The 21,916-nt window shown below is 52.8% G+C and carries 20 protein-coding genes; 8 read left to right on the top strand and 12 right to left on the bottom strand.

From position 1 onward, the window contains the following. Positions 1-255: 255 nt before the first annotated feature. The 3 genes from C812_RS13855 to C812_RS13865 are packed head-to-tail and all read left to right on the top strand — an operon-like array spanning position 256 to position 1,876. Complete coding sequence (locus C812_RS13855) at positions 256-612, top strand: PadR family transcriptional regulator (RefSeq protein WP_016313278.1); 357 nt, start codon at positions 256-258, stop codon at positions 610-612. Next, on the top strand, positions 609-1,286 hold the full coding sequence (locus C812_RS13860) for a permease prefix domain 1-containing protein (protein ID WP_016313279.1): 678 nt from the start codon (positions 609-611) through the stop codon (positions 1,284-1,286). Before C812_RS13855 ends, C812_RS13860 begins: the two co-directional genes overlap by 4 nt. Beyond that, positions 1,283-1,876: a DUF4825 domain-containing protein gene (locus C812_RS13865; protein WP_016313280.1), complete on the top strand. Its 594-nt coding sequence runs from the start codon at positions 1,283-1,285 to the stop codon at positions 1,874-1,876. The genes C812_RS13860 and C812_RS13865 overlap by 4 nt, the downstream gene beginning before the upstream one ends. A 153-nt stretch (positions 1,877-2,029) precedes the next feature. On the opposite strand, the gene C812_RS13870 is transcribed toward C812_RS13865, so the two are convergent. Then, a complete protein-coding gene (locus tag C812_RS13870; RefSeq protein WP_016313281.1) occupies positions 2,030-2,254 on the bottom strand; it encodes a hypothetical protein in 225 nt (74 codons plus the stop codon). Beyond that, the gene (locus C812_RS22870; RefSeq protein WP_009224658.1) at positions 2,203-2,547 is read right to left on the bottom strand and encodes a DUF1492 domain-containing protein; all 345 of its coding nucleotides are present in this window, start codon (positions 2,545-2,547) and stop codon (positions 2,203-2,205) included. The genes C812_RS13870 and C812_RS22870 overlap by 52 nt, the downstream gene beginning before the upstream one ends. A 182-nt stretch (positions 2,548-2,729) precedes the next feature. Here C812_RS22870 and C812_RS13880 point away from each other — a divergent pair, with 182 nt between their 5' ends. Further along, positions 2,730-2,954, top strand: coding sequence for a hypothetical protein (locus tag C812_RS13880; RefSeq protein WP_016313282.1), 225 nt, complete (start codon positions 2,730-2,732; stop codon positions 2,952-2,954). Positions 2,955-3,142: 188 nt separating this feature from the next. On the opposite strand, the gene C812_RS13885 is transcribed toward C812_RS13880, so the two are convergent. From C812_RS13885 to C812_RS13915, 8 genes are all read right to left on the bottom strand, one after another. Beyond that, positions 3,143-4,180 (bottom strand): glycoside hydrolase family 18 protein, encoded by a 1,038-nt coding sequence (locus C812_RS13885; RefSeq protein ID WP_016313283.1) that lies wholly within the window; start codon positions 4,178-4,180, stop codon positions 3,143-3,145. 65 nt (positions 4,181-4,245) lie between these two features. Further along, a complete protein-coding gene (locus C812_RS13890) occupies positions 4,246-6,876 on the bottom strand; it encodes a transglutaminase domain-containing protein (protein WP_016313284.1) in 2,631 nt (876 codons plus the stop codon). Positions 6,877-6,882: 6 nt separating this feature from the next. Beyond that, the gene (locus C812_RS13895; protein ID WP_157274728.1) at positions 6,883-7,929 is read right to left on the bottom strand and encodes a carbohydrate-binding family 9-like protein; all 1,047 of its coding nucleotides are present in this window, start codon (positions 7,927-7,929) and stop codon (positions 6,883-6,885) included. A gap of 91 nt (positions 7,930-8,020) precedes the next feature. Beyond that, entirely contained in the window at positions 8,021-8,152 is a 132-nt protein-coding gene (locus C812_RS22960; RefSeq protein ID WP_279626226.1) for a hypothetical protein, read from the bottom strand. A 58-nt stretch (positions 8,153-8,210) separates the two neighbouring features. Beyond that, positions 8,211-9,650, bottom strand: coding sequence for an alpha-L-fucosidase (locus tag C812_RS13900; RefSeq protein WP_016313286.1), 1,440 nt, complete (start codon positions 9,648-9,650; stop codon positions 8,211-8,213). A gap of 66 nt (positions 9,651-9,716) precedes the next feature. Further along, the gene (locus C812_RS13905) at positions 9,717-11,366 is read right to left on the bottom strand and encodes an extracellular solute-binding protein (protein WP_016313287.1); all 1,650 of its coding nucleotides are present in this window, start codon (positions 11,364-11,366) and stop codon (positions 9,717-9,719) included. Between the two features lie 40 nt (positions 11,367-11,406). Continuing rightward, complete coding sequence (locus C812_RS13910) at positions 11,407-12,312, bottom strand: carbohydrate ABC transporter permease (protein WP_016313288.1); 906 nt, start codon at positions 12,310-12,312, stop codon at positions 11,407-11,409. A gap of 18 nt (positions 12,313-12,330) precedes the next feature. Beyond that, positions 12,331-13,293, bottom strand: coding sequence for an ABC transporter permease (locus C812_RS13915; RefSeq protein WP_016313289.1), 963 nt, complete (start codon positions 13,291-13,293; stop codon positions 12,331-12,333). Positions 13,294-13,650: 357 nt separating this feature from the next. Between C812_RS13915 and C812_RS13920 the strand changes: the two genes are divergently transcribed. Further along, complete coding sequence (locus C812_RS13920; RefSeq protein WP_016313290.1) at positions 13,651-15,957, top strand: helix-turn-helix domain-containing protein; 2,307 nt, start codon at positions 13,651-13,653, stop codon at positions 15,955-15,957. Between the two features lie 76 nt (positions 15,958-16,033). On the opposite strand, the gene C812_RS21545 is transcribed toward C812_RS13920, so the two are convergent. Together C812_RS21545 and C812_RS13930 are read right to left on the bottom strand one after the other, a co-directional pair. Next, a complete protein-coding gene (locus C812_RS21545) occupies positions 16,034-17,203 on the bottom strand; it encodes an SEC-C metal-binding domain-containing protein (RefSeq protein ID WP_016313291.1) in 1,170 nt (389 codons plus the stop codon). A gap of 22 nt (positions 17,204-17,225) precedes the next feature. Continuing rightward, the gene (locus C812_RS13930; protein WP_016313292.1) at positions 17,226-18,212 is read right to left on the bottom strand and encodes a Gfo/Idh/MocA family protein; all 987 of its coding nucleotides are present in this window, start codon (positions 18,210-18,212) and stop codon (positions 17,226-17,228) included. A 156-nt stretch (positions 18,213-18,368) separates the two neighbouring features. On the opposite strand from C812_RS13930, the gene C812_RS13935 reads away from it, so the two are divergent. The 3 genes from C812_RS13935 to glgP all read left to right on the top strand — a co-directional run bounded on the left by C812_RS13935 (position 18,369) and on the right by glgP (position 21,776). After that, the gene (locus C812_RS13935; RefSeq protein ID WP_016313293.1) at positions 18,369-18,881 is read left to right on the top strand and encodes a hypothetical protein; all 513 of its coding nucleotides are present in this window, start codon (positions 18,369-18,371) and stop codon (positions 18,879-18,881) included. Between the two features lie 502 nt (positions 18,882-19,383). Next, positions 19,384-19,977, top strand: coding sequence for an SLOG family protein (locus tag C812_RS13940; protein ID WP_016313295.1), 594 nt, complete (start codon positions 19,384-19,386; stop codon positions 19,975-19,977). Positions 19,978-20,159: 182 nt separating this feature from the next. Beyond that, positions 20,160-21,776, top strand: a complete 1,617-nt coding sequence (gene glgP / locus C812_RS13945) for an alpha-glucan family phosphorylase (RefSeq protein WP_016313296.1) — start codon at positions 20,160-20,162, stop codon at positions 21,774-21,776. Positions 21,777-21,916: the final 140 nt, after the last annotated feature.

Consider the following 21,916-nt stretch of genomic DNA (forward strand, 5'->3'; position numbering starts at 1 on the left):
TCCTCCTCTCATCAGTCTATCTATTTTACAACATTTTCCCAGGGATGCCGCAACAACGAACCCATGAAACAACGAAAAAGACAGTAACTTAAGCCAAATCCAAGCTTTCCTGCGACCCTAGAAAATTAGCAACCTCGTGGTTCTCGTAACCTAGATGCCCATTACGCCGCAATCGCGTGACCAAGTAACCTGACACCAACTACCTTGACACACATAGTAATATGTATTACATTGTTTCGAAAGAGGTGAACCAAAGTGAACGACAGCGCCATCAGCCGGGATTTGATCCGCGGCCATATCGATACCATTATTCTCCGGGTCCTGCTAGAGGGAGATAACTACGGGTATGAGATCATGAAATCCATTTCCTCCATCAGCCAAGGACGTTACGAATTAAAAGAACCGTCGCTCTACACCAGCCTAAAGCGATTGGAGGCCCAGGGGTTGATCGAGTCCTATTGGGGCGAAGATCGCAGCTTGGGCGGTCGGCGCAAATATTACCATGTCACCCCTGCGGGAGTCGAGGTTTACAAAGCCAATTTGGCAGCATGGAAATTGTCCCGCGAAATCATCGACGTTCTGATCGAGAAACAGGAGGGATTCCCATCATGAATTCGTTGCATAACCACGTGGATCGTTTATTTGCCGGCTATCCGGCGACTCGGCGCAATCGTGAAATGAAAGAGGAAATCATCAGCAATCTGGAAGCCAAAGTCGCCGATCTCATGGCTGGCGGGATGGATTACGAACAGGCCGTCCGGACGGCAACGTCCAGCTTCACCCGCATCGACGGGCTGATTGACGAGCAGCCGCTGATCTATGTCAACCGTTATCGATTGGAATGGATGCAAAAGTCGCTGTTTTTAGCCATCATGCTGTGGATCTTCACCATACCATTACGTTTGATCGAACGCACACCCTTAAGTTTCTTCCTTCTGGGCTTCGTTCTGGTTCTTGGCCTCCTATATCTCGTGCTGCATTTTGCATGGCGCGGCCGAGCGCTTGAGGTAACAGCTCCTCGACATCTCGCGGCGGCCCGGCGGCGAAGCCGGATCGTGTGGCTGCTGTGGGGCCTGTTCATTCTGATTACCTTGCTTGCGATTACCGCCCTCCGGTTCGGGAGCAATATCTGGTATGGCTATCAAGTGAAGATCGGCGGTCCGTATCAGTTTGCACAACTGGGCATTCAATACGCCAAGCCGTTTCTCACGATTTGGATTCCGCTGGCGTTCCAGCTCAGCGCTTCGTTAATGACAAAACATGAAGTAGGTGATTGGGAAGCATGACAACAAGACAAAGCATCAAACGTTGGAACATCGGAATTTTCGTTCTGCTCATCGCCGGATTCGTATGCTTAGGTGTGGTAGAAGGCGTGGCACTTCCCCGCCAGGATCAGCAGGAGGCGCTCTACAACGAAGCGCAAAACAATCCGTTAACCCATGACATTACCCGTACAGCCTCTTTCGCGACGCCTTACATGGGCAATGCGGCCAAGGTATCCGGACTTTTTCAGTCACTCCCGGTGGGACCCATTCGTTCTTTTGCCCTTGATCCAGATGAGTTCACGGTGCAAGTGAATCTGGATTTTTCGGTGCCGATGGCGGAAGCCGATCGCGATCGCGCGTATTTATACAGCGCCACGGCAGCTTTTGCTTATATCGATAACCTGGAGGCTGTGATTTTCAACCAAGGTTCAGCGGCCTACCGTGTAACGCGTGAAGAACTGCTGCACTGGTACGGCGTTGATCAGTTTTCTTCTTTAACCACCAACTCTGCCACATGGCAAGCTGCGGTGCAAAACAAGCTGACAGATCGGGAATACACGCGGCAAGCATTTCAGGAACTGTTTCATGAGTCTGAGACTCTATCGGTTTAACGCTTCCTTCTCCCAATGCTTTTCTCTCATAAAGCCCTTCTAAACACACTCATCTATAAGGGAAAATCGGATGCCGCATTCACAACCAGATCTCAAAAAAATAAAAAGTCGATCAGGAGTGAACTTCCTGACCGACTTTCTGAGGTATACTCATTACTTCTCTTCCCGCCTCTTAATCATCTCCAGGAACTCGAGAATGATGTCGGAAACGGCGTCCTCTTCGGACATATGAATATACTTGCTTATATGCACAATATCGCCTTTAAACAGCTCGATTAACTTTAACGTCGCATCGGGATCGTTATCCCTTGCTTTTTGAAGCAAACTCAGGAACTCTTCATCATCCGGGATAACTCTTTGATCATCTTTCGTTTCCATTTGTTCACCCCTTGCTGACTCATATTCAACTCGCGGGCGACTTCCCCCTCCGTTTTGTCCTGTAAATAGATTTTGGAGATGATCGTTTTTCCCGTCGTAGAAGGAAGCGCATTGATCAGCTGTCTCACAACAATTTTGTTATCAGAAGATGAGGTGAAGCAGGTTACGGCCGGCTCGACTCCATTGAATGAACATTCCCGTTTTCTGACGACTCTCGCTCTGTATTGAACCCTCCATGCAATACGATAAACTTCTTTCCGATATTGCTCGTACACGGTATGTTGTTCCTTCAAAACTACCTCCCCCTTTCATTTTCATCTTCTATGTATAGGGAAATTTTCAAGGGGGTTATACAACCATAATTATATAAGTAGTAATGATTATAACATTTTTTCTAGAATTTGGTTGTACTAAGACGAACTTTTTTTCCCCATATAGTGAAGGGCCCAATAAAAAGTTCAAGGAGGTACCCATTATGCAGGTTGCAGATATTGTGTCGTTGGTTGCGAATGTTGGCTTTCCTGTCACACTTTGCTTCATCCTGATCAAATATGTGCTGCAAACCGTTGGCGATAAATTGGGCAACATCGAGGCTTCCTTGCAGGCTCTCTCCGAAGAAGTACAGCGGCTGGATGATATTCTGGGCGAAGATCGACAGACCTCAGGAGCCTCCAGCAGTAAAGAATCTAGGAAACTGTGAAAATCCTCAGGCCTAAGGTTGTACCGCAGTTGCGGGTAAAAACACCCCTATTTATATCTATGACGGGCCCGGCAAAGTTAGAACGTTTGATGTCATCACAAAAAGCCCCATGCTGCTCGCGATCCTTTTGGTTCAAGGTTCACGAAGCATGAGGCTTTTTGCGGGCTGGAAACGTTCAGGATTGTCCCTTACGATGATTGTAACCCTTGGTACAGGGCATCAAGCAGCCGGTGCGTCCGATCGCAGCCATACTCCCAGAACATCACGCCGGCCAAATCTTGGGCCTTCACATAATCGCATTTGCAGCGAATCGACATTTCATCGTCATAGGAGATAAACGTTTGGCCGTCGAACAGATACGGCGCTTTCACTTCCTCATCCCAGTAACGGACAAATCCGTTGCGATCGATATACTCAGCGGCTAATTCCGTAAAATCTGGGCCGTACCCGCCCGATCCAGGGGACATTTGATACAACCCGCGGTTCACGTTCGGTACGTCCTTCCACATACGCGAATAAAACGCTGCGCCGATGACGATTTTCTCCTTAGGCACCCCGGCCCGAACAAACAGGTTCACCGAGGCGTCAACGCTGATGCGGAAGAGGTCCCCGGTTCCGGTGTACAGGTTGGTGTGATGCCCGGTCAACGTCTGGAAACCGCCGCGCATGTCGTACGTCATCAACTGGACAAAATCGAGGTAACGCTGGACCTCGGCCATTTCCGTACCGTCAATATAATATTGGTCTGCTCCGGCAGCAATTGTCAGCCAATAGCGGCGGCCATCCCGTTCGCCTTGCCGATCGAGCGCCTCCCTCATCGTCCGCAGCAGCAACGTAAAATTCGCCTTGTCGTCCGGGCTGGCGGCAATCCCCGCCTCGGCATAGCAAGGGTACTCCCAATCCAGGTCGACCCCGTCAAGCGCATATTCCGTAACGGCGCGAACCGCCGACTCGGCCATGGCCTGCCGCCCGGCTTCCGTTGAAGCAGCCTCCGAGAAGCCGCCGGCGCTCCAGCCGCCAACAGACAGCAGGATCGTCAGGTCAGGATTCTCCCGTTTGAGTTCGGGCAATAATTTTAAGTTTTGCAGATGTCCCGTTTGAATCCGGTCTTCACGTACATGGCCAAAGGCGATGTTGATATGGGTCAGCTTCTTCAGTTCTTCCTTCTTCAGTTCAGGGAGGTGGCGATCGCTAACGTAGCCCGCCACCACATAGTTCCGGCTCATTTGGTGCTCCTCCCTTGGCTGGCGCGGCCGCCCGCGCCAACCTGAGTTAATCGTCTCATACACAGTTACAAATCGCTTAAAATTTGAAGTGCTTCCTTGCCGCTTCCCGGCTTATAACCCGATTGCACGTAACGGACGTTCCCTTCTGGGTCCAGGACAAATAGGTGCGGGAACCCTCCGCTCCCTAACCGGATGCCGGCATCCGTGAACCGGCGCAGCGCCCTGTGACCGGGATCGCCGGCAAACACCGCGCGATTCGGCAATCCTGCAGCAGCTTCAGGGATGGCAGGAGCCGGTGAGTCCTCCTCACGCCCAAGGACAAAAACAACCGGGATTCCCAAAGCGTCAAACGTTTCCGCGAGTTCTCCTGTTTCACGCAGCAGATGCTTCGATGGCTCCCGCTCCGGCTCCAACCAAGCGATCATGGCGCCGCGCGGACCTTGGCACAGCGCCCCCAGCGTTGTCTCTGTCCCATCGGCTTTCCATAGCGGCGTCTTGGGATCCGGCGATCCGTACACCGGGATATGCCGTGATGGGGCTGGGAAGGTCAGCGTCACCTCAGTCTGCTCTTGCTCCGCCACCCGGAAGTACGTCAGCCGTCCCAGCACAGTGCCGTCCTTCAGCCGCACGCCCGAGGTAATCCGGTAATCGCCCGGCTCAACATCAAACGCTGTATCGTACACATCGGATTTGCCGTGCGGGTACAGCAGCGTTTTATAGAACCCATTTTCCAACCGCGCGATCGTGAAGTTCTCCATATAAGAGGCGTTTGGTGCGTCTGTTTCGCCATCCGCTTCGCGCCGAAGCACCAGCTGGCCGGTACGGACATCAGCGTCCGCAGCCTGTTCTTCGGGTACGCTTCCGATTGCTGCATCCACCCAAGTACCCGCCGCATAATACTGTGGCTTCAACTCGTTCGGATGCAGCCTTGCCGGAATGCCAAGGCTCCGGCATAATGCGACGAACAGAATGTCCAGCGCGCCTTGATCCGCAATCCGCAGCTGGAATGTGCCAAGAGGTCCTGCTTTGCCGCGCAGGTTCCCCGGCCCCATATGCACCTTCCAGCCTTCATTCAGGAACTGAACAAGTCGGGAAGGATCGGCTTGATAAGCTTCGATCTCTGCTTCGGTAAATTGAGACTGCAGCGCCGTCCGGTAAGGGGTGATCATCTCAAACAAAACGCGCGGGCACATCACGTACGTAACGAACAACTCCCGATCGTACGAATCCTTCCACGGCAACGATCCGGTTAAGTGGTCAGTCAGCGTCTCGCGCATCGTATCGGTTAAATCTTTCTCCCGCAGGCTTTCGAGCAGAAGCAGCGGCCATTCACCATGTTCCGGAACGCGCTCCTCCAGGAAAGCAGCGATTTCCCGGCTGTTGCCGCGAGCAGGCTCCAGCACTTTCCATACCCGGTCGGCCGGCAGCTCAAGCTGGGCAGCGAGTTGTTTGGCATCTTCCTCTGTCAAGAACGTCTCTTCATATGCCCGGCGCAAGGCAGCCCCTTCGGCCACGCGTTCTTCATGCCGCTGTAACTTTTCCACAGGGAGCGGTTCAGACTCCGGACCGTCCAACTCCGGCGGAGGCACCAGCTCGAAATCCTCGCTGTCAACCGGCTGCTCTCCAACCGCTTTGCTTAATACGACCTCGAACCGGTCACCGTCCGCGATTCGGATCTTCCGCTGCCCCCAAGCCCCGTCACGCACGGCCCGAACGATCAGATCCCCGTAACCGGTCGTGAACCGAACTTCGCCATGCTCATCCGTGATCAGCTCAGCCAGCGGGAAGAGCTCGGCATAGTTGTACAGTTGGAACTGCACCTTAGCCCCAACCGCCGGCGTGCCGTCCGTCTCCCGCACCTCCACGGCGATGGTCCGGGTTGGCGCGTAATTCGCCAGCAGGTTCAGCTCGGCATACGGGCCGCTCTTGACGGTAATTTCCTCCGGCCCAGTATAGGTGGCCGGGACGCGGGTATGCACCAGCATCGCCCGTCGTGCCGGACCGCTGAACCAACCTTGGTCCAGACGCGCCTCCGGCTCGCAAGCGCCGATATAATGCCATTTGCCGTCTGCCCATGCCTCGACCCAAGCGTGATTATCGTCGCAGTGCGCCCAACGCGGCGTGTAGCACTGCCGCGCCGGAATGCCGATGCTGCGCAACGCCGCAACCGCCAGCGTGGATTCCTCGCCACAGCGCCCGCGTGCGTTGCGAATCATTCCGATCGGCGACAACGTGCGCAAGTCGCTGCCGATGTAGGTCGCTTTTTCATGACACCAATAATTCGCCTCGAGAATCGCCTCCGCCATCGATAATCCTGCCGTCCGCGGTCCCAGTTCCGCATAAATGACGTCACGGAAATCCTCGAGGTTCTCGGTGTTCACTCTGACCGGAAGCACGAAATGCAAGAACAGGTAGTCCGGCACCCGGTCGCCCCAAGGTACCTGCTTACGGATAGCCAGCGCCTGACGAACATGAGTTAAGAAAAACGTGCCGTCATAATCGGCCAAATCGTTCAGCGGCATATGCACATACAGAAATTTTAATGCCCACGTCTCTTCAGCCGTTAACGGGCCGTCAAAAACGCCAAACAACTCCTTCTCCCGGCCCTGGGCGAGCTTTCGGATGTCCGCAAACTTGCGTTCCATCTGCTCCAGCTCCTGTTCACTTAACGAAAACACCGGTGTCTCCACGCTCATCCATGCTCACTCCTTCCACAGTTTTCCGTCTTCCCGGATATAATAGATCCCCTTGCCGTCCGATGCTGGCGCGGAAATCTCAAATCTTCTGCTCGCGGCCTCAACCGTCGGCTGAATGCGCAGCACATCCTTTTCTTCCGCACTTACGAGCTCTGTAAGTTCCGTCGTAAAACGGCCATGACGGGCATAATAGCTTCGCTGGCGATAATACAACCGGCGCAGCTCCCATTTGATATATTCGTCCTGCGGCAGCGGGAAAGCCTTAGATCCATCACCCGCATCGGCTCCCTCGTCCGCAAAAACCACATACCCCCACAGCTCGGGATAATGCATGTTAATGATGCCCTGCGGAGACCATACCCAGTTGTCCTCGGGGTAAGGCTTCCCGGTCTCCGGGTTGATTTGCTTGACGTAGCGGCCGTCTTGCACCTCGACTCGCCATTCGACCCGGGAAAAATTCACCCGCCAGAACTCCCCCGGCATCGGCGGACGCCCCTCCGGCGCACATTCGCGCAGCGCGGCCCACGGGAGGGCTACCTCCACGCTCCACCGTCGATTCTGTGCCGTCGGATCGTTTAACTTCCCATCGATATATACAGCCGTGCGCAGTCCGTGAATGTCCCAGCCGTTCACCGGCGGTCCACCGTCCCGGTAAGGCTTGACCAATAACAAATCCCATACTGTATTCAGGGCGTTGATTTCAAATTCATAATACAGGTGGCTGTCGCCATCTGGATCGATAAAGATTTCAAAGTCGTTGTCATGGAAAATCACCGAATCTCGTTCCGTCAGCGTCGCCCAAATTTCGTCCTCTTCCATTTCGGCTGCCACGTAGAAATATTCGTCATCCCACAGCATTTTCGCCCGCGTCCGTTTGCTTGGCTTGGGCCGTACATCGCCTTCGATATCCACGAAGTCGTCCGTCCATGCCGCGGCGTCCCAGAACGGCTTGTCGATCCGTCCGTCCAGGACAAGCGGCCCGGCGGCCCGCTTGCAGATATAGGTTTTGGGTGCAAATTCGATTGAAGGTTCAGGCACCTCGCTGTAATTCACCATCGTTTTCTCCCTCCTTACGCTAACGGACCTCAGCGCCGTTATTTCGATGAAAATCCCAGTTATCAGCATCTAACGGACCCAGTCGACCTTATTTGGCGGTTTGGACCATCAATTCAGCCCATTCCAAGCGGATAACGGCTCTCCAGTCCGTTACATTGTGGATTGACATCTTTTCCAGCAAATAAGGTCTTTCAGGTCCGTTACGACGCAAATCTCGCAAGGCGGCTTCCCTCCCTCGCGCGCGCAGCGTCTAGAGAGGCAAAAAGCCCCCCCGCGAATCACCGAATGCGCAGCACGATCGCGATCGGGGTCTCCCCTTGCCGCGCGGCATCGGGTAAGCGCACCGCCACGCCGTCCTCCGCAGATGGGCGGAAGTCCAAGGCTTCGGCGCCGCAGACCAGGTCAATTCGGTTTATGCCGGAAGCGGAAAGCGGCAGAAGCACTTCCTCCGGAATGATCTCCGCGCCTTCTTGCACCAGCATCAAGGCGTATCTTGTCTCTCCCTTGCGAGTGAAGTAAATGTTCCCGGAAGCATACGGCTCACAGATCCGTGTCCCGTAAATGGCTTCGCCGTACACCTTCAGCCACTCGCCTAACCCTTTCATTCGTTCCAGCGCCGGCTTCGGCAGCCTTCCGTCCGGCTGCGGCCCGACGTTAAGCGCCAGATTGCCGCCTTTGGCGACGATTTCGACGAGCAGATGCACCAGTTCGCGGACAGATTTATAGCTGTCGTTAAAGCTGAACGAGAAGGAATGCCCCATCGTGATGCAGCTCTCCCAAGGAACGGTGAGCGGCCGCTCCGGCACAGTTTGCTCGGGGGTGATCAGGTTCTCGTATGGCCCGCCCACCGTGCGGTCCGCGGTCAACAACCAAGGTTGGATTTGCCGTGCCTTCTCCACCACTTCGCCGAGTCGAATGTCCTGATTGCGGCGGGCATTTACCCACCCGGCGTCCAGCCATAACATATCGATGCGGCCATACCGCGTCATCAGCTCCATGATTTGCGCATGGGTAAACTGAACGAATTGCTCCCACAGCCAAGGGTACTGCTTCGGGTCATACGAAGGTCCGCGCCACATTCTGCTGCCCCGTTCCATGCCCGGTGCCCAGTAATACGGCGTATGCCAATCCGCTTTGGAGAAATAAGCGGAGATCGCCAATCCTTCGGCACGAAACGCATCGAACAGCACCCGGCAAATATCCGCATAACGGTGCATATGGAACGGACAATCCGGCCCGGTGATCCGGTAGTTGGTGGTATGGGTGTCCCACATGCAAAATCCGTCATGATGCTTGGTCGTAAACGTTAAATACTTGAACCCGCCATCCGCTGCCGCTTTGGCCCATAACTCGGGCTGAAATCGGATCGGATTAAACGTACGATTCAAATCAAAATATTCTTGTTTGAACCGTTCCATGTCATCAATCCAGTCAATGTCGTTGCGAGACCAGTCTCCGTCCTCATCGCTGAGCGCCCAGGACTCCACCAGGCCAAGCTGGGAGTACGGCCCCCAGTGCATCATCAGGCCCAGCTTCTGATCCTGGAACCATTCCAGCCGCTCGAGGAGGAGCGGATCTTCCGGTCTCACCCAGTTTTGTTCACTGCTGTAATTGTGCACACCTTGCTCCACAGCCGGTTCAGCTGCAAAAGGCGCCTCGGAGGGCGCCTTCTGCGGCTCGGCCGACGGCTCCTGATACGCGATTTCCTTCTCGCTCATGGATGCCTCCTTGTCTCGGTCCGATAGATTTATTGATTTGAACTTGCTACCATATCTGCCATTGGCTTAGCTGGCTTGATTCCAACGGTCATAAGCCGCTTGGTATACTTCGGCAACGCGATCGCTGCCCATTTTCTTCAGCTGGCTGATGTATTTATCCCAGTTATCAAGCGATTCTTGGCCCGTAACGAACTTCGCTTCCATTTGCGTTACATACGTATTCAAGTCAGAAAGCAACGCAGACACCTCGGATTGCTCATCGGTCGTCAGGAAGGCGTTCGGGAACGGCGGTTTGCCGATCGGAGCCAGCTTCTCTTGCGTTTGTTTTTCAATCCATTCGTCAAATTCTGTCTTGAGGCCATTCGTCAATTCGCTCAGGTTGACGCCCGGTGTCAAAATACCGTAGTTTGGTGTAATCGTTCCGCGATACTCTTCACGGTCTTTGCCATCCGGTACCGGCAACCATTCCTTCACTTTGTTCTCTTTATCCTTGTACTGCCACAACAGTCCTTCAGGACCTTGCGTCCACAAAGTGGAGCCTTCATAGCTGTATTGATAATCGATCCAACGCATCGTCGCTGCCGGATTCGGGTTGCTCTTCGTAATCGCGAAGGTTCCGTTGGCCGACATGCCCGGATGCTTACCATAAACCGGCGTACCTGCAATATCACTTGCTACCGGAGTCATCAGCGGATGCTCATCACTTGGCTCCCCGCCGAGCGTGAAATATGGATGATAGTCGCTGAACAGAGCAACCTGGTTATTTTTCCCTTTGGCTTTCTTCTGATCATCGGTTTGCGAGAACGTCTCGTGATCCAGCAGTTCTTCCTTCCACAGGCGGTTCATAAAGGTCAAATACTCTTTATAGCCTTCTTCTTGTCGTGCATAATGCACTTTGCCTTCCTTATCGGCATAGATGGTCGTGTCATACATCCCCCAGAACCCGAAGAAGAACATCCGCAGGTCGTCCAGTTTTACGGACGAGAGCGGGATTTCATCCGCTTTGCCGTTCCCGTTCGGATCCTCTTCCTTCACCCGTTTCAGATAGGTGTAGAGCTCTTCCGTGGTCTTAGGCTCTTCCGCATTTAACGCCTTCAAGAATTTACCGTTATACCACATCGGACCGCGATACCATACTGCTGCGGTATCAATGAACGGCAGGGCATAAATATGTCCATCCGTCGTCGTAATGTTCTTACGAATGTCTGGGTTCTCATCGAGGATCTTCTTCAAGTTAGGAGCGTAGTTGTCGATCAGATCCTCCAGAGGAATCAGAATCCCTTGGCTGCCATAGGTGACTTGTTCCGCAGGGGTAATGTCTGCTGCGTACAGCGCATCTGGCAGGTCGCCGCTGGCGAACACCAGGTTTTTCTTCGTACTGAAGCTATCGATAGGAGCCGTTTGGAATTCCACTTTGATCCCCGACAGCTTTTCCATCTCTTGGACTACGGGCATCGTGCTCCAATCCGCCATCCCGGCATCCGGAGCCAGCATCGTCAGCGTAAGCGGCTCATCGACGATAGGGAATCCCTCTTTCTTAACGCCCTTCACTTCTTCCGATTGTTCGGAAGTGGCAGCGTTCGTTCCCGAGTTCGCCCCATTCCCTGAATTACTTGCCGTGTTGCCCGAATTGCCGGACGAACCGCAGGCTGCCAGCAACGAGGCCAGCAGGAGCAAGCTTAAAGCTAGCGCTCCACGTCTTTTTAGCTTCTGCATGAATGAATCCTCCTTTTGAATATTTAAATGTATGGCAAGATCATCCCTTAACGGAACCGATCATGACACCTTGCACAAAATAGCGTTGCAGGAACGGATATACGACAATGACCGGCAGCGTCGCTACAATAATCACTGCGTATTTAACCAGTGCGGCCACTTCCGCCCGGTTATTCAAGGCGGTGGCAGTAGCAGCATCAATCGAACCGGTCTGCGCCGACATCTCCTGCAGGACCAGAATTTGCCGCAGCACAAGCTGAAGCGGATATTTTGCATCATCATTCAAGTAAATCATGGCTGAAAAGTAGCTGTTCCAATGACCTACCCCGAAGAACAAGGCCATTACTGCAATAATCGAAGTCGACAAAGGCAACACAATTTGAAAGAACAGCCGGAAGTTACTGCATCCATCGATTTCTGCGGCCTCCTGGAGCTCTTTGGGGATATTGGATTGGAAGAACGTCCGGCATACAATCAAATTCCAAACGGAGGTGGCCCCCGGTAGGATTAAAGCCCACATCGTGTTGACCATGCCCAAATCCTTAATGAGCAAATAGGTCGGTACCAAACCACCGCTGAAGAACATCGTGACCATAAAAATCCCCATAAACAGATTCCGCCCAACAAAATCTTTCCGACTGAGCGCATAGGCGGCCGGGATGGTCACCGCCAGGTTGACCAGCGTACCTACAACGGTATAGAGAATGGTGTTCCCGTAGCCGGTCCAGATTTGCGGATCCCGGAACACCCGTTCATATCCTTCAAAGGTAAGGCCCATCGGCCATAACCACATTTCCCCGGAAGAGACGTATTTCGGGGTACTGACAGAGGCGCTGATGATGTAAATGATCGGATAGGCGACGATGACCAGCGCCAGGAACAAAAACAGATAGTTACATGCTAGAAAAATACGATCTCGCCGAGTTTCCTTAATTGCCGATACCACATGTCCCACTCCTTTCTTCTACCATAGGCTGTTTTCACTGACGCGCCGAACGATCTGATTGACGGTGACAAGTAATATCGCGTTAACAACCGAGTTGAACAAGCCAACCGCCGTGGAGAAGCTGTACTGCGCATCCAGCAAGCCTGACCGGTAGACGAACGTCGAGATGACGTCGGAGGATTCCATGTTCAGCGGGTTTTGCAGCAACAGGATTTTCTCGAACCCAACGCCGAGCAGACTCCCCATATTCAGAATCATCAGGATTGTAATGGTGGGCAGAATCGCCGGAATATTGATGTACCGAATCCGCTGCATACGCGATGCCCCATCCAGAATCGCCGCTTCATGAAGCCCCGGATCAACCCCGGTTAATGCGGCTAAGTAAATGATCGTGCCCCAGCCGGTTCCTTGCCATACGTCAGACAACACATATACAGTTTTGAACCAGCGAGGATCGGACAAGAAATCTGGAGGCTTAATGCCAAACGCTTCAATCAAGTTCACGATCATCCCTGTGGAAGGCGTCAGGAACGTAATGATCATCCCCGCCATAACAACCATCGAGATAAAGTGTGGTGCATAGGTTACGGTCTGAACCGTTCTTTTGAAGAAGCCGTCCTTCACTTCGTTAAATGCTAACGCTAGAATAATCGGGAGCGGGAACCCGACCGCCAGCCCGTACAAGCTGATCCCCAGCGTGTTCCACAGCAGATCCCAGAAATAATAAGAATTAAAGAAACGGACAAAGTGATCGAAGCCCACCCATGGACTGCCCAAAATTCCGTTTACGGGAATAAAGTTTTTAAAAGCGATTTGAATCCCGTACATCGGCACGTAGCTAAAGATCAAAATACTTAATAATGCAGGTGCGATAAAAATGTACAATTGCCAATTCCGGAGGATTTTTGTCCTGAGTTTTCTTTTGGTTGCGATTTGGGTTATAGGCCTGGTGTCGATCGCGGTTGGTGCGCTTTTCTGCATCGGCGACTCCTCCTTTTTTTCTGAAGTGTAATCGGGGCGCCGAGCATTCGTAAATATGTCATTTTACTTCGCGACCACAAATCGCCGTGGCAAATTTAACAAATTGATTGATTTTCATATCTTTTCATGTAAATTAACTTAACACATACTTGTCCTGAATGAATGGCTGAAATGTGTATTTTTTTGCGGCCCATTCCGCGATCTACGCCGAAAAAAGCCAGAGAGCAAGTATTGCCAAGCAAAAATAACATGTTAACATCAGCGGGTCCCGCTACTTTCCTCCCTTGCGTTATTCGGCAAACTCCTTTACATTTTATATAAAAAAATAAATAGAGCGGGTGAGGGGGCAGACGTAACGTGAAGCTGAATTACTTCAAGTCTAAGCTTTTTCAAAAATACACCTGGTCTTACTTGTTCATGCTGCTGGTTCCACTTGCATTGTTATCGGTCTTCATCTATAACAGCGCGGTCCGCAATCTCCGCTCCGAAATCGAACAATCCCATCTGAACCAGTTGACGCAGGCCAAGACGATCGTGGACAGCCATGTCCAGCAGCTCAGCGATATCGCTTCGCGGGTTGCCTATGACGATCAACTGGCCCGTTATCGCGTGCATGACCCGTATTACAGCTTAGAGGCGATTAATGCGCTCAAAAATTACAAGGCGACCAGCCCAATCATCGGGGAAATGTTCCTATACTTCCATGGCGATGAGAGGATATATTCCACCGCCGGGATGACAAGTCTGGATGTTTTCCACGATCATTATCATTTTCTGAACTGGGACGGTCCAGCACTGGTTGAGGAATTGAATTCCACCAAGTTTCCTGTCATTCACTCCACCGAGATGCTGAACCAGAACGGAACGATCCAACAGTCGGTGTTGGCTTATCTCGTTCCGATTACACCTAACAACCCGAACCCGCACGGGACCTTAATGTACTTGATCCCTAAAACGGAAATGACCCGACTGATTGATACGATTCTTGGCAACTATGAAGGCTCTTCTTATATTTTTGATAACCATGGTCGTGTCATGGCATCCAAGAACAATCAAGATCAGCCGCTTCAGGGATCGGACCTGCAACAATTGGTTGCGCTTTCAACAGGGATCCACAGCATCGAATTAGGCGGGGTATCGCATTCCGTGGTTTCGGTCAAATCAGATACCAACGGCTGGGAGTATGTCACCTTGATGCCAAGCTCGCAATTCCTTGACAGCGTAATGCACTTGCGCAGCTTAATGGCCCTGCTGCTGGCTGTGCTGACCGTCGTCGGCACCTTGGCGGCTCTCATCTTGGCGCGGCGTCAGCTTCATCCGATTCTTGACCTCGTCAAGTTTGCCGATTCCAAATCGAAACCCGGCGTACTGGAGGCCAAACCGCGCAAAGCGGGCAACGAACTGGACCGCATCCGTACAGCGCTGCAGGAATACAGCTCGCGTGCCGATCTGCAGGAGCCGTATGCACGCAATCATTTTCTATTGATGCTTCTCAAATACGGGAACGCCCGCAGCCTGATGCCGGAGCTGTTAAACTCGCTGGAGATCAATCTGAACAAAGCTCATTATTTCGCCATGGTGATCGGCCGGGATGAAGCGGCGAAGAGCCGTCTGAACAGCCACGATTGGCAGGAGATGATCGGGCGGCTGGCGAAGGCGGAAATTCCTGAATACAGCGCGTGCCTTTACAGCGTGGAGCTGCCAAAGCCTAGACAAATCGCTCTGATCGTTGGCTTTGACAAGCTTGAATCCATGTCTGGTCCCGACCAATTCCGCCGGATCGTCCACCGCATCCACGATAATCTGCTGGAGCAGTTCAGGATCGACCCCGCTATCGGTGTAGGTACTTATTACAACGATCCCGATCAACTGAACCAATCGTTTATTGAAGCCTGCTCGGCGTTTGAATCGCGGATGTTTACCGGGCACGGCAGCATCACCTACTTCGAAAAACTGTCCCATGTGGCAGGAGAAACGTCTTGGGTACCAAAGAACGAGCTGCTGAAGCTGTCCCAAAGCTTAAAGCAAGGCAGCTACGAGGTGGCCGCCCAAACGATCGGCGAGTCGATGAAGGTATTGCAAAATCCGGAGCTGTCCGTCGAGATGAAGCGTTGCATCAGCTTTGACATCCTGAATACGATTCTGCGAACAGGCATGGAGATGGAGATTCGCGATTGGACCTACGAAATTCCAAGCTCTGATGCGTTTAATTCTCTGCAAGAATTAGAGCGTCATTTCCTTAGTCTTGCTTCACGGATTTGCGAGTTGGCGCTGCATAACGAACGCAAAGAAGAACATTCCCTGATGGATCGAATTATCGCTTACATCGACAGCAATTATATGGATCACTCGTTAAGTCTGGAGGCCATCTCCTGCAAATATTCGATTTCGGTATCCCATTTCAGCCGCTCCTTCAAAGACCAGATGGGGATCAATTTCGTCCAATATATTTGGCAAAAACGGATGATGGCGGTGATGAACGATCTGACGTCCACCAACGATCCACTGAAGGACATTATTCAGCGGGTCGGCTACCTCGATACGCCTAACTTCATCCGCAAGTTTAAGAAGGAAACCGGCTTAACTCCTGGTCAGTACCGCAAGCTGTACTCCCAGGTGGAATCCAGCGAACCAGCAATTTCGGAATCCGTTGATGTCGGATAAAACAGTGTTCCCAAATGTAAAGAAGGCTGCCTGAGCTTGAGTGCTTAGGCAGCCTTCTTGTATTGACGCTTGTATTTTATTTCCCGCAGCATTTCTTGTACTTCAAACCGCTTCCGCAAGGGCACGGTTCGTTGCGGCCGATCTTGTTCGATCGGGCTTGCTTCACGACATATCCGCGAATGGAAGGTGTTTCTAGTGAGCTTCCGGAAGGATTCTGCATCCGGCGCAGCTCGTCCAACGTGTGTCCAGCATTGGACCACATCCGGGTGTGATCATATACGTCGCCAATGAGCGCTACCGCTTGCTGTGCCTGCTTCTGCGACGCAAAGCTCAGATCGCGACGCTCGAATTCATAGATCAGGTCCTGCAAGGAGGCTTCCATCGAACAACCGAGCTGAATGTCGTCCACTAAATACTCGGCGCTTTCCGCATCCAAATGAAACTCCTTCGTCACAAACTCCCGCAACGCCGTCAGTTGCGGAGTCATTTCAAAATAGTCTTGATCCGCATATTTCAGCAGCTCATGCGCCTCCGGTACATAGTAAGGTTTGCCTTGCACTTTCCCCTGAAGATCTTCAAACTCCTTGTCTTCCATATCCAAAGAGGCGATATAGCCCTGACGAAGCTCAAAATACTGATCCGTCCGTAGCAGAAATTGGTTCAGCTGTTGAAGCAATTCCTCTTCCGTAATGGACGCCTGGCTGTTCTGCTTGTTATAGATCTCCGTCAGCTTCACGGGTTCGATGATTCCATACAGATTAATCGCCGCCATCAAGTAATTGTAGATCCGATGGCTTCGTTCCAGCGCCTGCCGGAAAGCCGGTTGATCCAGCTTCCGGAAGGCCGCCTTCACTTCATCGGGAATCACCAGGTGCAACTGGTTCTCGCTGAAAAACGTAAACAGCAAGCCGCGATCCAGGAAGTAATAATAGTATCCGAAAGGTGTTGCGTTGTTTGGTTGATAGGATCCATCCAACACCGAGGTGAACAGCTCCCATTCCTTTGGTCTGCTATTTAATAAAGCGACCTCCAGCGATTCGGGATGTTCAATGCTTGCTTGAACGGCAGCAGCCAGCTCCTCCTTCTTCATCTTCGAGCGGCCCGAGACACTATACACGGCAGCCAATGCAGCCAGCCGGGTCTTGGTCAGGCTCGGCAAGATGTCCGTAAGTCGATGCATCACCTCGCCAATCATCGCATGCTTAATATTGTTCTCCTCTAGCAGTTGGTTCGTCTGATCAGTCATCTAAAACTACTCCTTCTTCATTTCATTCAAACGGATATTTCAGCCCCCATTGCCCGCGAATCTGATCCATCAAGCGCAGGATGGCCAGCGATTCATCGAGCGAAATGTCGCTGTTTTCAGTCAACCCGGCGTTCAGGGCCTGACCGACGGCTTCCGCCTCATAGGCATAACCTCGAAAAGTCCGATCATCGGTTACGGTCTCAGGCTCTTCCCCCTCGACATACAACGTGGCCGTGGTCGCATTAAGGAACCCAGGAATGTAAATCTTGCCGTTCGTTCCATGAATATAAGCATCGTTGCCGATCGCCAACCGTACGGCGCCGTTCAAAGAAGCGACAGCCCCATTTTCATAGGTCAACAATACGGAGAAGTGCTCATCGACCCCAGTTTCCCCGATATGCGCCGTACTCTGAATGGTTTGCGGGTGCGGTCCCAGCACCATCGACGCAAAGGAAACCGGGTAGATCCCGGCGTCCAGCAGCGCCCCGCCGCCAAGCTCGGGGTTCAGCAGCCTTCCGGCCGGATCCCAGCCCGCGCGAAAACCAAAGTCCGCCTTCACCATGCGCACTTCGCCGATCCGTCCAGCCGCCAGCCATTCCCGCACCCGGCGGATGACCGGCAGGAATCGCGTCCACATCGCTTCCATCAAGAACAGCTTGTGTTCACGGGCATAGGCAACCAGTTCTTCCAATTCGGCAGCATTAACCGTAAACGGCTTCTCGCATAAGACGGCCTTTCCCGCGCGCAGTGCCATCAACACATTTTCCTTATGATAAGGATGGGGTGTAGCGACATAGACGGCATCGACCTCGGGGTCGGCGACCAGTTCCTCATAGCTTCCATACGCTTTAGGAATCCCAAATTTCTCAGCAAACGCCTTGGCCTTCTCCAAATTTCTCGAACCGATGGCATAAGCTTCGCCGTTGCTCGCATGCGCCAAGTCCCCCGCAAACGATCCGGCAATTCCCCCGGCCGCTAAAATTCCCCACTTGATCGTCGCCTCTCCCATTCATTCCTTCCTCCTTTGCTCGATTCATCTTCCATCCATTATACCTGCTAACCCCCCAATCGGGAAACGGCACGAATTGGAGAGTCCGATATGCTATAATCAATAGACGCGGGAAGGACAAGCCCCGTAATATCGCCAATTGAGAGGTTGGGCCGCATGCTGACATTTGATCAGAAACTGGAAATTTTCAAATCATTCCCTGAGTTGGAGCAAAGAAACGTATCGCTGGGCCGGGTAAATTTCCACTATGAAGGCAGCGTTTATGATAAAAAAACCGTCGTCTACCACCTGCACCCCAACGGGAACGGTTTTGTATACGCCGGGCTGCTGGACGGGTATGAGACCGATGCCAAAGGATTCGTAAATATCCGGGACATGGCAGAGCCGGAGTTACGTCGCCTGGTCGAAGCGTCCATTGCCTCTTTGTCCGCCCGAAAGGACGAAGACAGCGTTTCATCCCCTGCTCACTCGGGAGCGACAGACGGTTCCTCGCACAACACCTCAACCGGGGGGATCTGGGTGAATAACAAAGGCGAGAAGCTGACACTCAAATATGAGGATGATTTGTGGTATATCTACTCCGGATTAAGCCTGGAGATGGCTTTCGAAACCCGTGAGGAAGCCGGGGAGTATTTGGCGGAGGAAGGCTTTTCTCCATTTAAAGGATAATAACAGAAAACTCAAATGACCGACCATGCCCTACGGGGCATGGTTTTTTGTTGATTTTCAAAAAAAAATTGAATTTGTTCAATAAATTGTTTGATTTTTGACACAAAATGTTCAATAATTAAGTCAGACACAATTTGTTCACATTTGTAAGTCCAGTGTAACGTAAAGGAGCGAATCCTCATGTGGCAACCGGAGAAATTGAAAGGCAACGCTTTTCTATGGATTGTAGGATTAGGTGTTTTTTATGCGGTGTTCTACACCGTGTTTACCCTACTCTCGATTCACGGTTAATTCGTCACGCTTCTTGTAACCGCTGCCATGGGCTTGGGCGACCTGCCTGATCCCGTATATGGTGAATGTCAAACATCTACCGCCGAGCCAGTGAGGTCTTCCTCCTGCGCGAAGCGGTGTTTTTGTTTTTGCCGGTTAAGAAAAGCAAGGTATAATACGTTACGTGGCCGTGATCGGCACTAGGATCAACTTATGTTAAGGAGTTATTAATTTGAAAAATCTGCTTGTCACCGGTTACCGCGCCCATGAGCTCGGTATCTTCAACCAGAAGCATCCTGGCATTCCCTATATCCGCCAAGCGATGATCAATCGCCTCATTCCCTTGCTCGAAGAAGGGTTAGAATGGGTCATTACCCCTGGCCAATACGGCGTGGATCTGTGGGCTTGCGAAGCTGTTATTGAGTTGAAGAAGCGGTATCCTCAGCTGAAATGCTCGATCATCACCGCCTACAGCCGTCAAGAAGAGAAATGGAGCGACGAGAAAAAGGACTACTATTCGCAAATTCTGCGCCAGGTCGACCATTACGCAGCCGCAAGTAAGGAGGGATACCTTGGTCCTTGGCAGTTTACGGGCCGGGACGAGCTGCTGTTCCGCAAGACTGACGGCATTCTGCTCGTTTATGATGAGGAGGCGGGCGAGGCAAGTCCGAAATATTTTAAGGAACGAGCCTTAAAGAAGCAAGCCCAGGACGGTTACGTCTACATCAACATCGGCTCCGAAGAAATTCAAGCGATCGCCAACGAAGAACAGGATCGGGCTTACGTTGACAGCGATCTGTCCCCGGATGATTTGGGTCCTGCTTAATATGATTGGATGCATTGCCGGATAGTAAAGCATTCAGCAGCCCTCTACTCCCGCCGCCTCCCTCTCGCTCTCACGCGCTTAAGCGCCCCCTTCAGTCACCTTCCGCCCGCCTTCGGACTACACTAATAGCGTAAATCGCTTTCAGTGCAACACGACGTTTGCATATCAAAGGAGGTATTCCCATGGGCGAAAGGCAACTCCCTACCGTTGCTTATTTCAGCATGGAGTACGGTCTTCATTCCGATTTTAAAATGTATGCGGGAGGACTAGGCATCCTCGCCGGCGATTTCATCAAAGGAGCCAGAGACATCAGCGCTCCCCTCGTCGGCATTGGAATCAAGTGGAAGCAAGGATATACCGACCAGCGAATCGGTGAGAATGGACGGCCTTACGATACGTTTACCGATCATGAGTATGAATTTCTGGAGGACACCGGCATTACCGTCACGGTGACGATCAAAAATACCGAAGTTCCTTGCAAAGTGTGGAAAACCGAACAGTTTGGCAATAATCCGCTCTATTTACTTGATACCGACCTCCCGGGCAGCAGGAACGGCTGGATTACCGCCCGCTTGTATGGCGGCGGCTTCGGTGAGGAAAGAATTGCCCAGGAAATTGTGCTGGGTATCGGAGGCGTAAAGGCGCTTCGCGCACTGAACATCCCGGTAGAGGTGTACCATTTCAACGAGGGGCATGCGGTCTTGGCCGCCACGGAGCTGATTCGCGAAAAAATGCAAGCCGGATTCACCTTCGAATCGGCTTGGCGGAATACCCGTGAATCCGTCGTCTTTACGACGCATACGCCGGTTAAGGAAGGCAATGAAGCCCATGGGCTGGATCTGCTGGAGACGATGTCTGCCTACAACGGGTTAAGCCGCGACCAGATGGAGCGGATTGGCGGCAACCCGTTTAACATGACCGTTGCTGGTCTGCGGCTCGCACGCCGTTCCAATGCGGTAGCCGCCTTGCATGCGGAGACCGCAAACCGCATGTGGAAGGACGTGGCTGGTCGCTCAGAGATCATCGGGATCACCAACGCGATCCACTTGCCGACGTGGTCCGATCCGCGGATGCTCCGCGCTTATGACGAGGGCGGCGATCTATGGGCCGTCCACATGGAGTTAAAGCGCGAGCTGATCGATTTGATCCGCGAGCGCTCGGGAGTGGAGCTGAACCCGGAGCGGCTGCTGATCGGGTTCTCGCGCCGGGCTGCACCGTATAAACGCAGCGACCTGATCTTTTCCCGGCCGGACCTGATCTCTCCTTATCTTGAATCAGGACGGATCCAGCTCGTCTTCTCCGGCAAAGCTCATCCGAATGATGAAACGGGCAAGCGGATCGTCAGCAACCTGGTGGCAATGATGAAACGGTATCCGGGCAGCGTCGTGTTCCTGGAAAACTACGATATGACGATCGGCGCCAAACTGACCCGCGGCGCGGACGTTTGGCTCAACAACCCGCGCCGGCCGCTGGAAGCGAGCGGCACCTCGGGCATGAAAGCCGCCATCAACGGCGTGCTGAACTGCTCGACCCTTGACGGCTGGTGGCCGGAAGCCTGCTTGGACGGCGAGAACGGCTGGCAGATCGGCGACGGCTTCGAGTCAGCCGACCCGAACGAGCTGGACCGGCATGACAGCGCAGCGCTCTACGACACGCTGTTCAACCGGGTCGTGCCAACCTACTACAAGGACCGCCCCCGCTGGGTGCAGATGATGAGGCGCAGCATCGAAACGACCCGCGAGGCATTCTCCACCAAGCGGATGCTGAAAGAGTATTACCAGAAGCTGTATATGCGGTGAAAGGCGAACGCGGTGGTAAGCGCGGCGAGAGGGGCAGATGCTACGGGTGAATGATGCGTGAGCGTGGCGAGAGCAACGGAGGCTGCGGGTGGATGATGTGCTAACGTGGTGAGAGCCGCGGAGGCTGCCGGTGGATGATG

The sequence above is a fragment of the Paenibacillus barengoltzii G22 genome (genome assembly GCF_000403375.2).
Classification (GTDB): domain Bacteria; phylum Bacillota; class Bacilli; order Paenibacillales; family Paenibacillaceae; genus Fontibacillus; species Fontibacillus barengoltzii.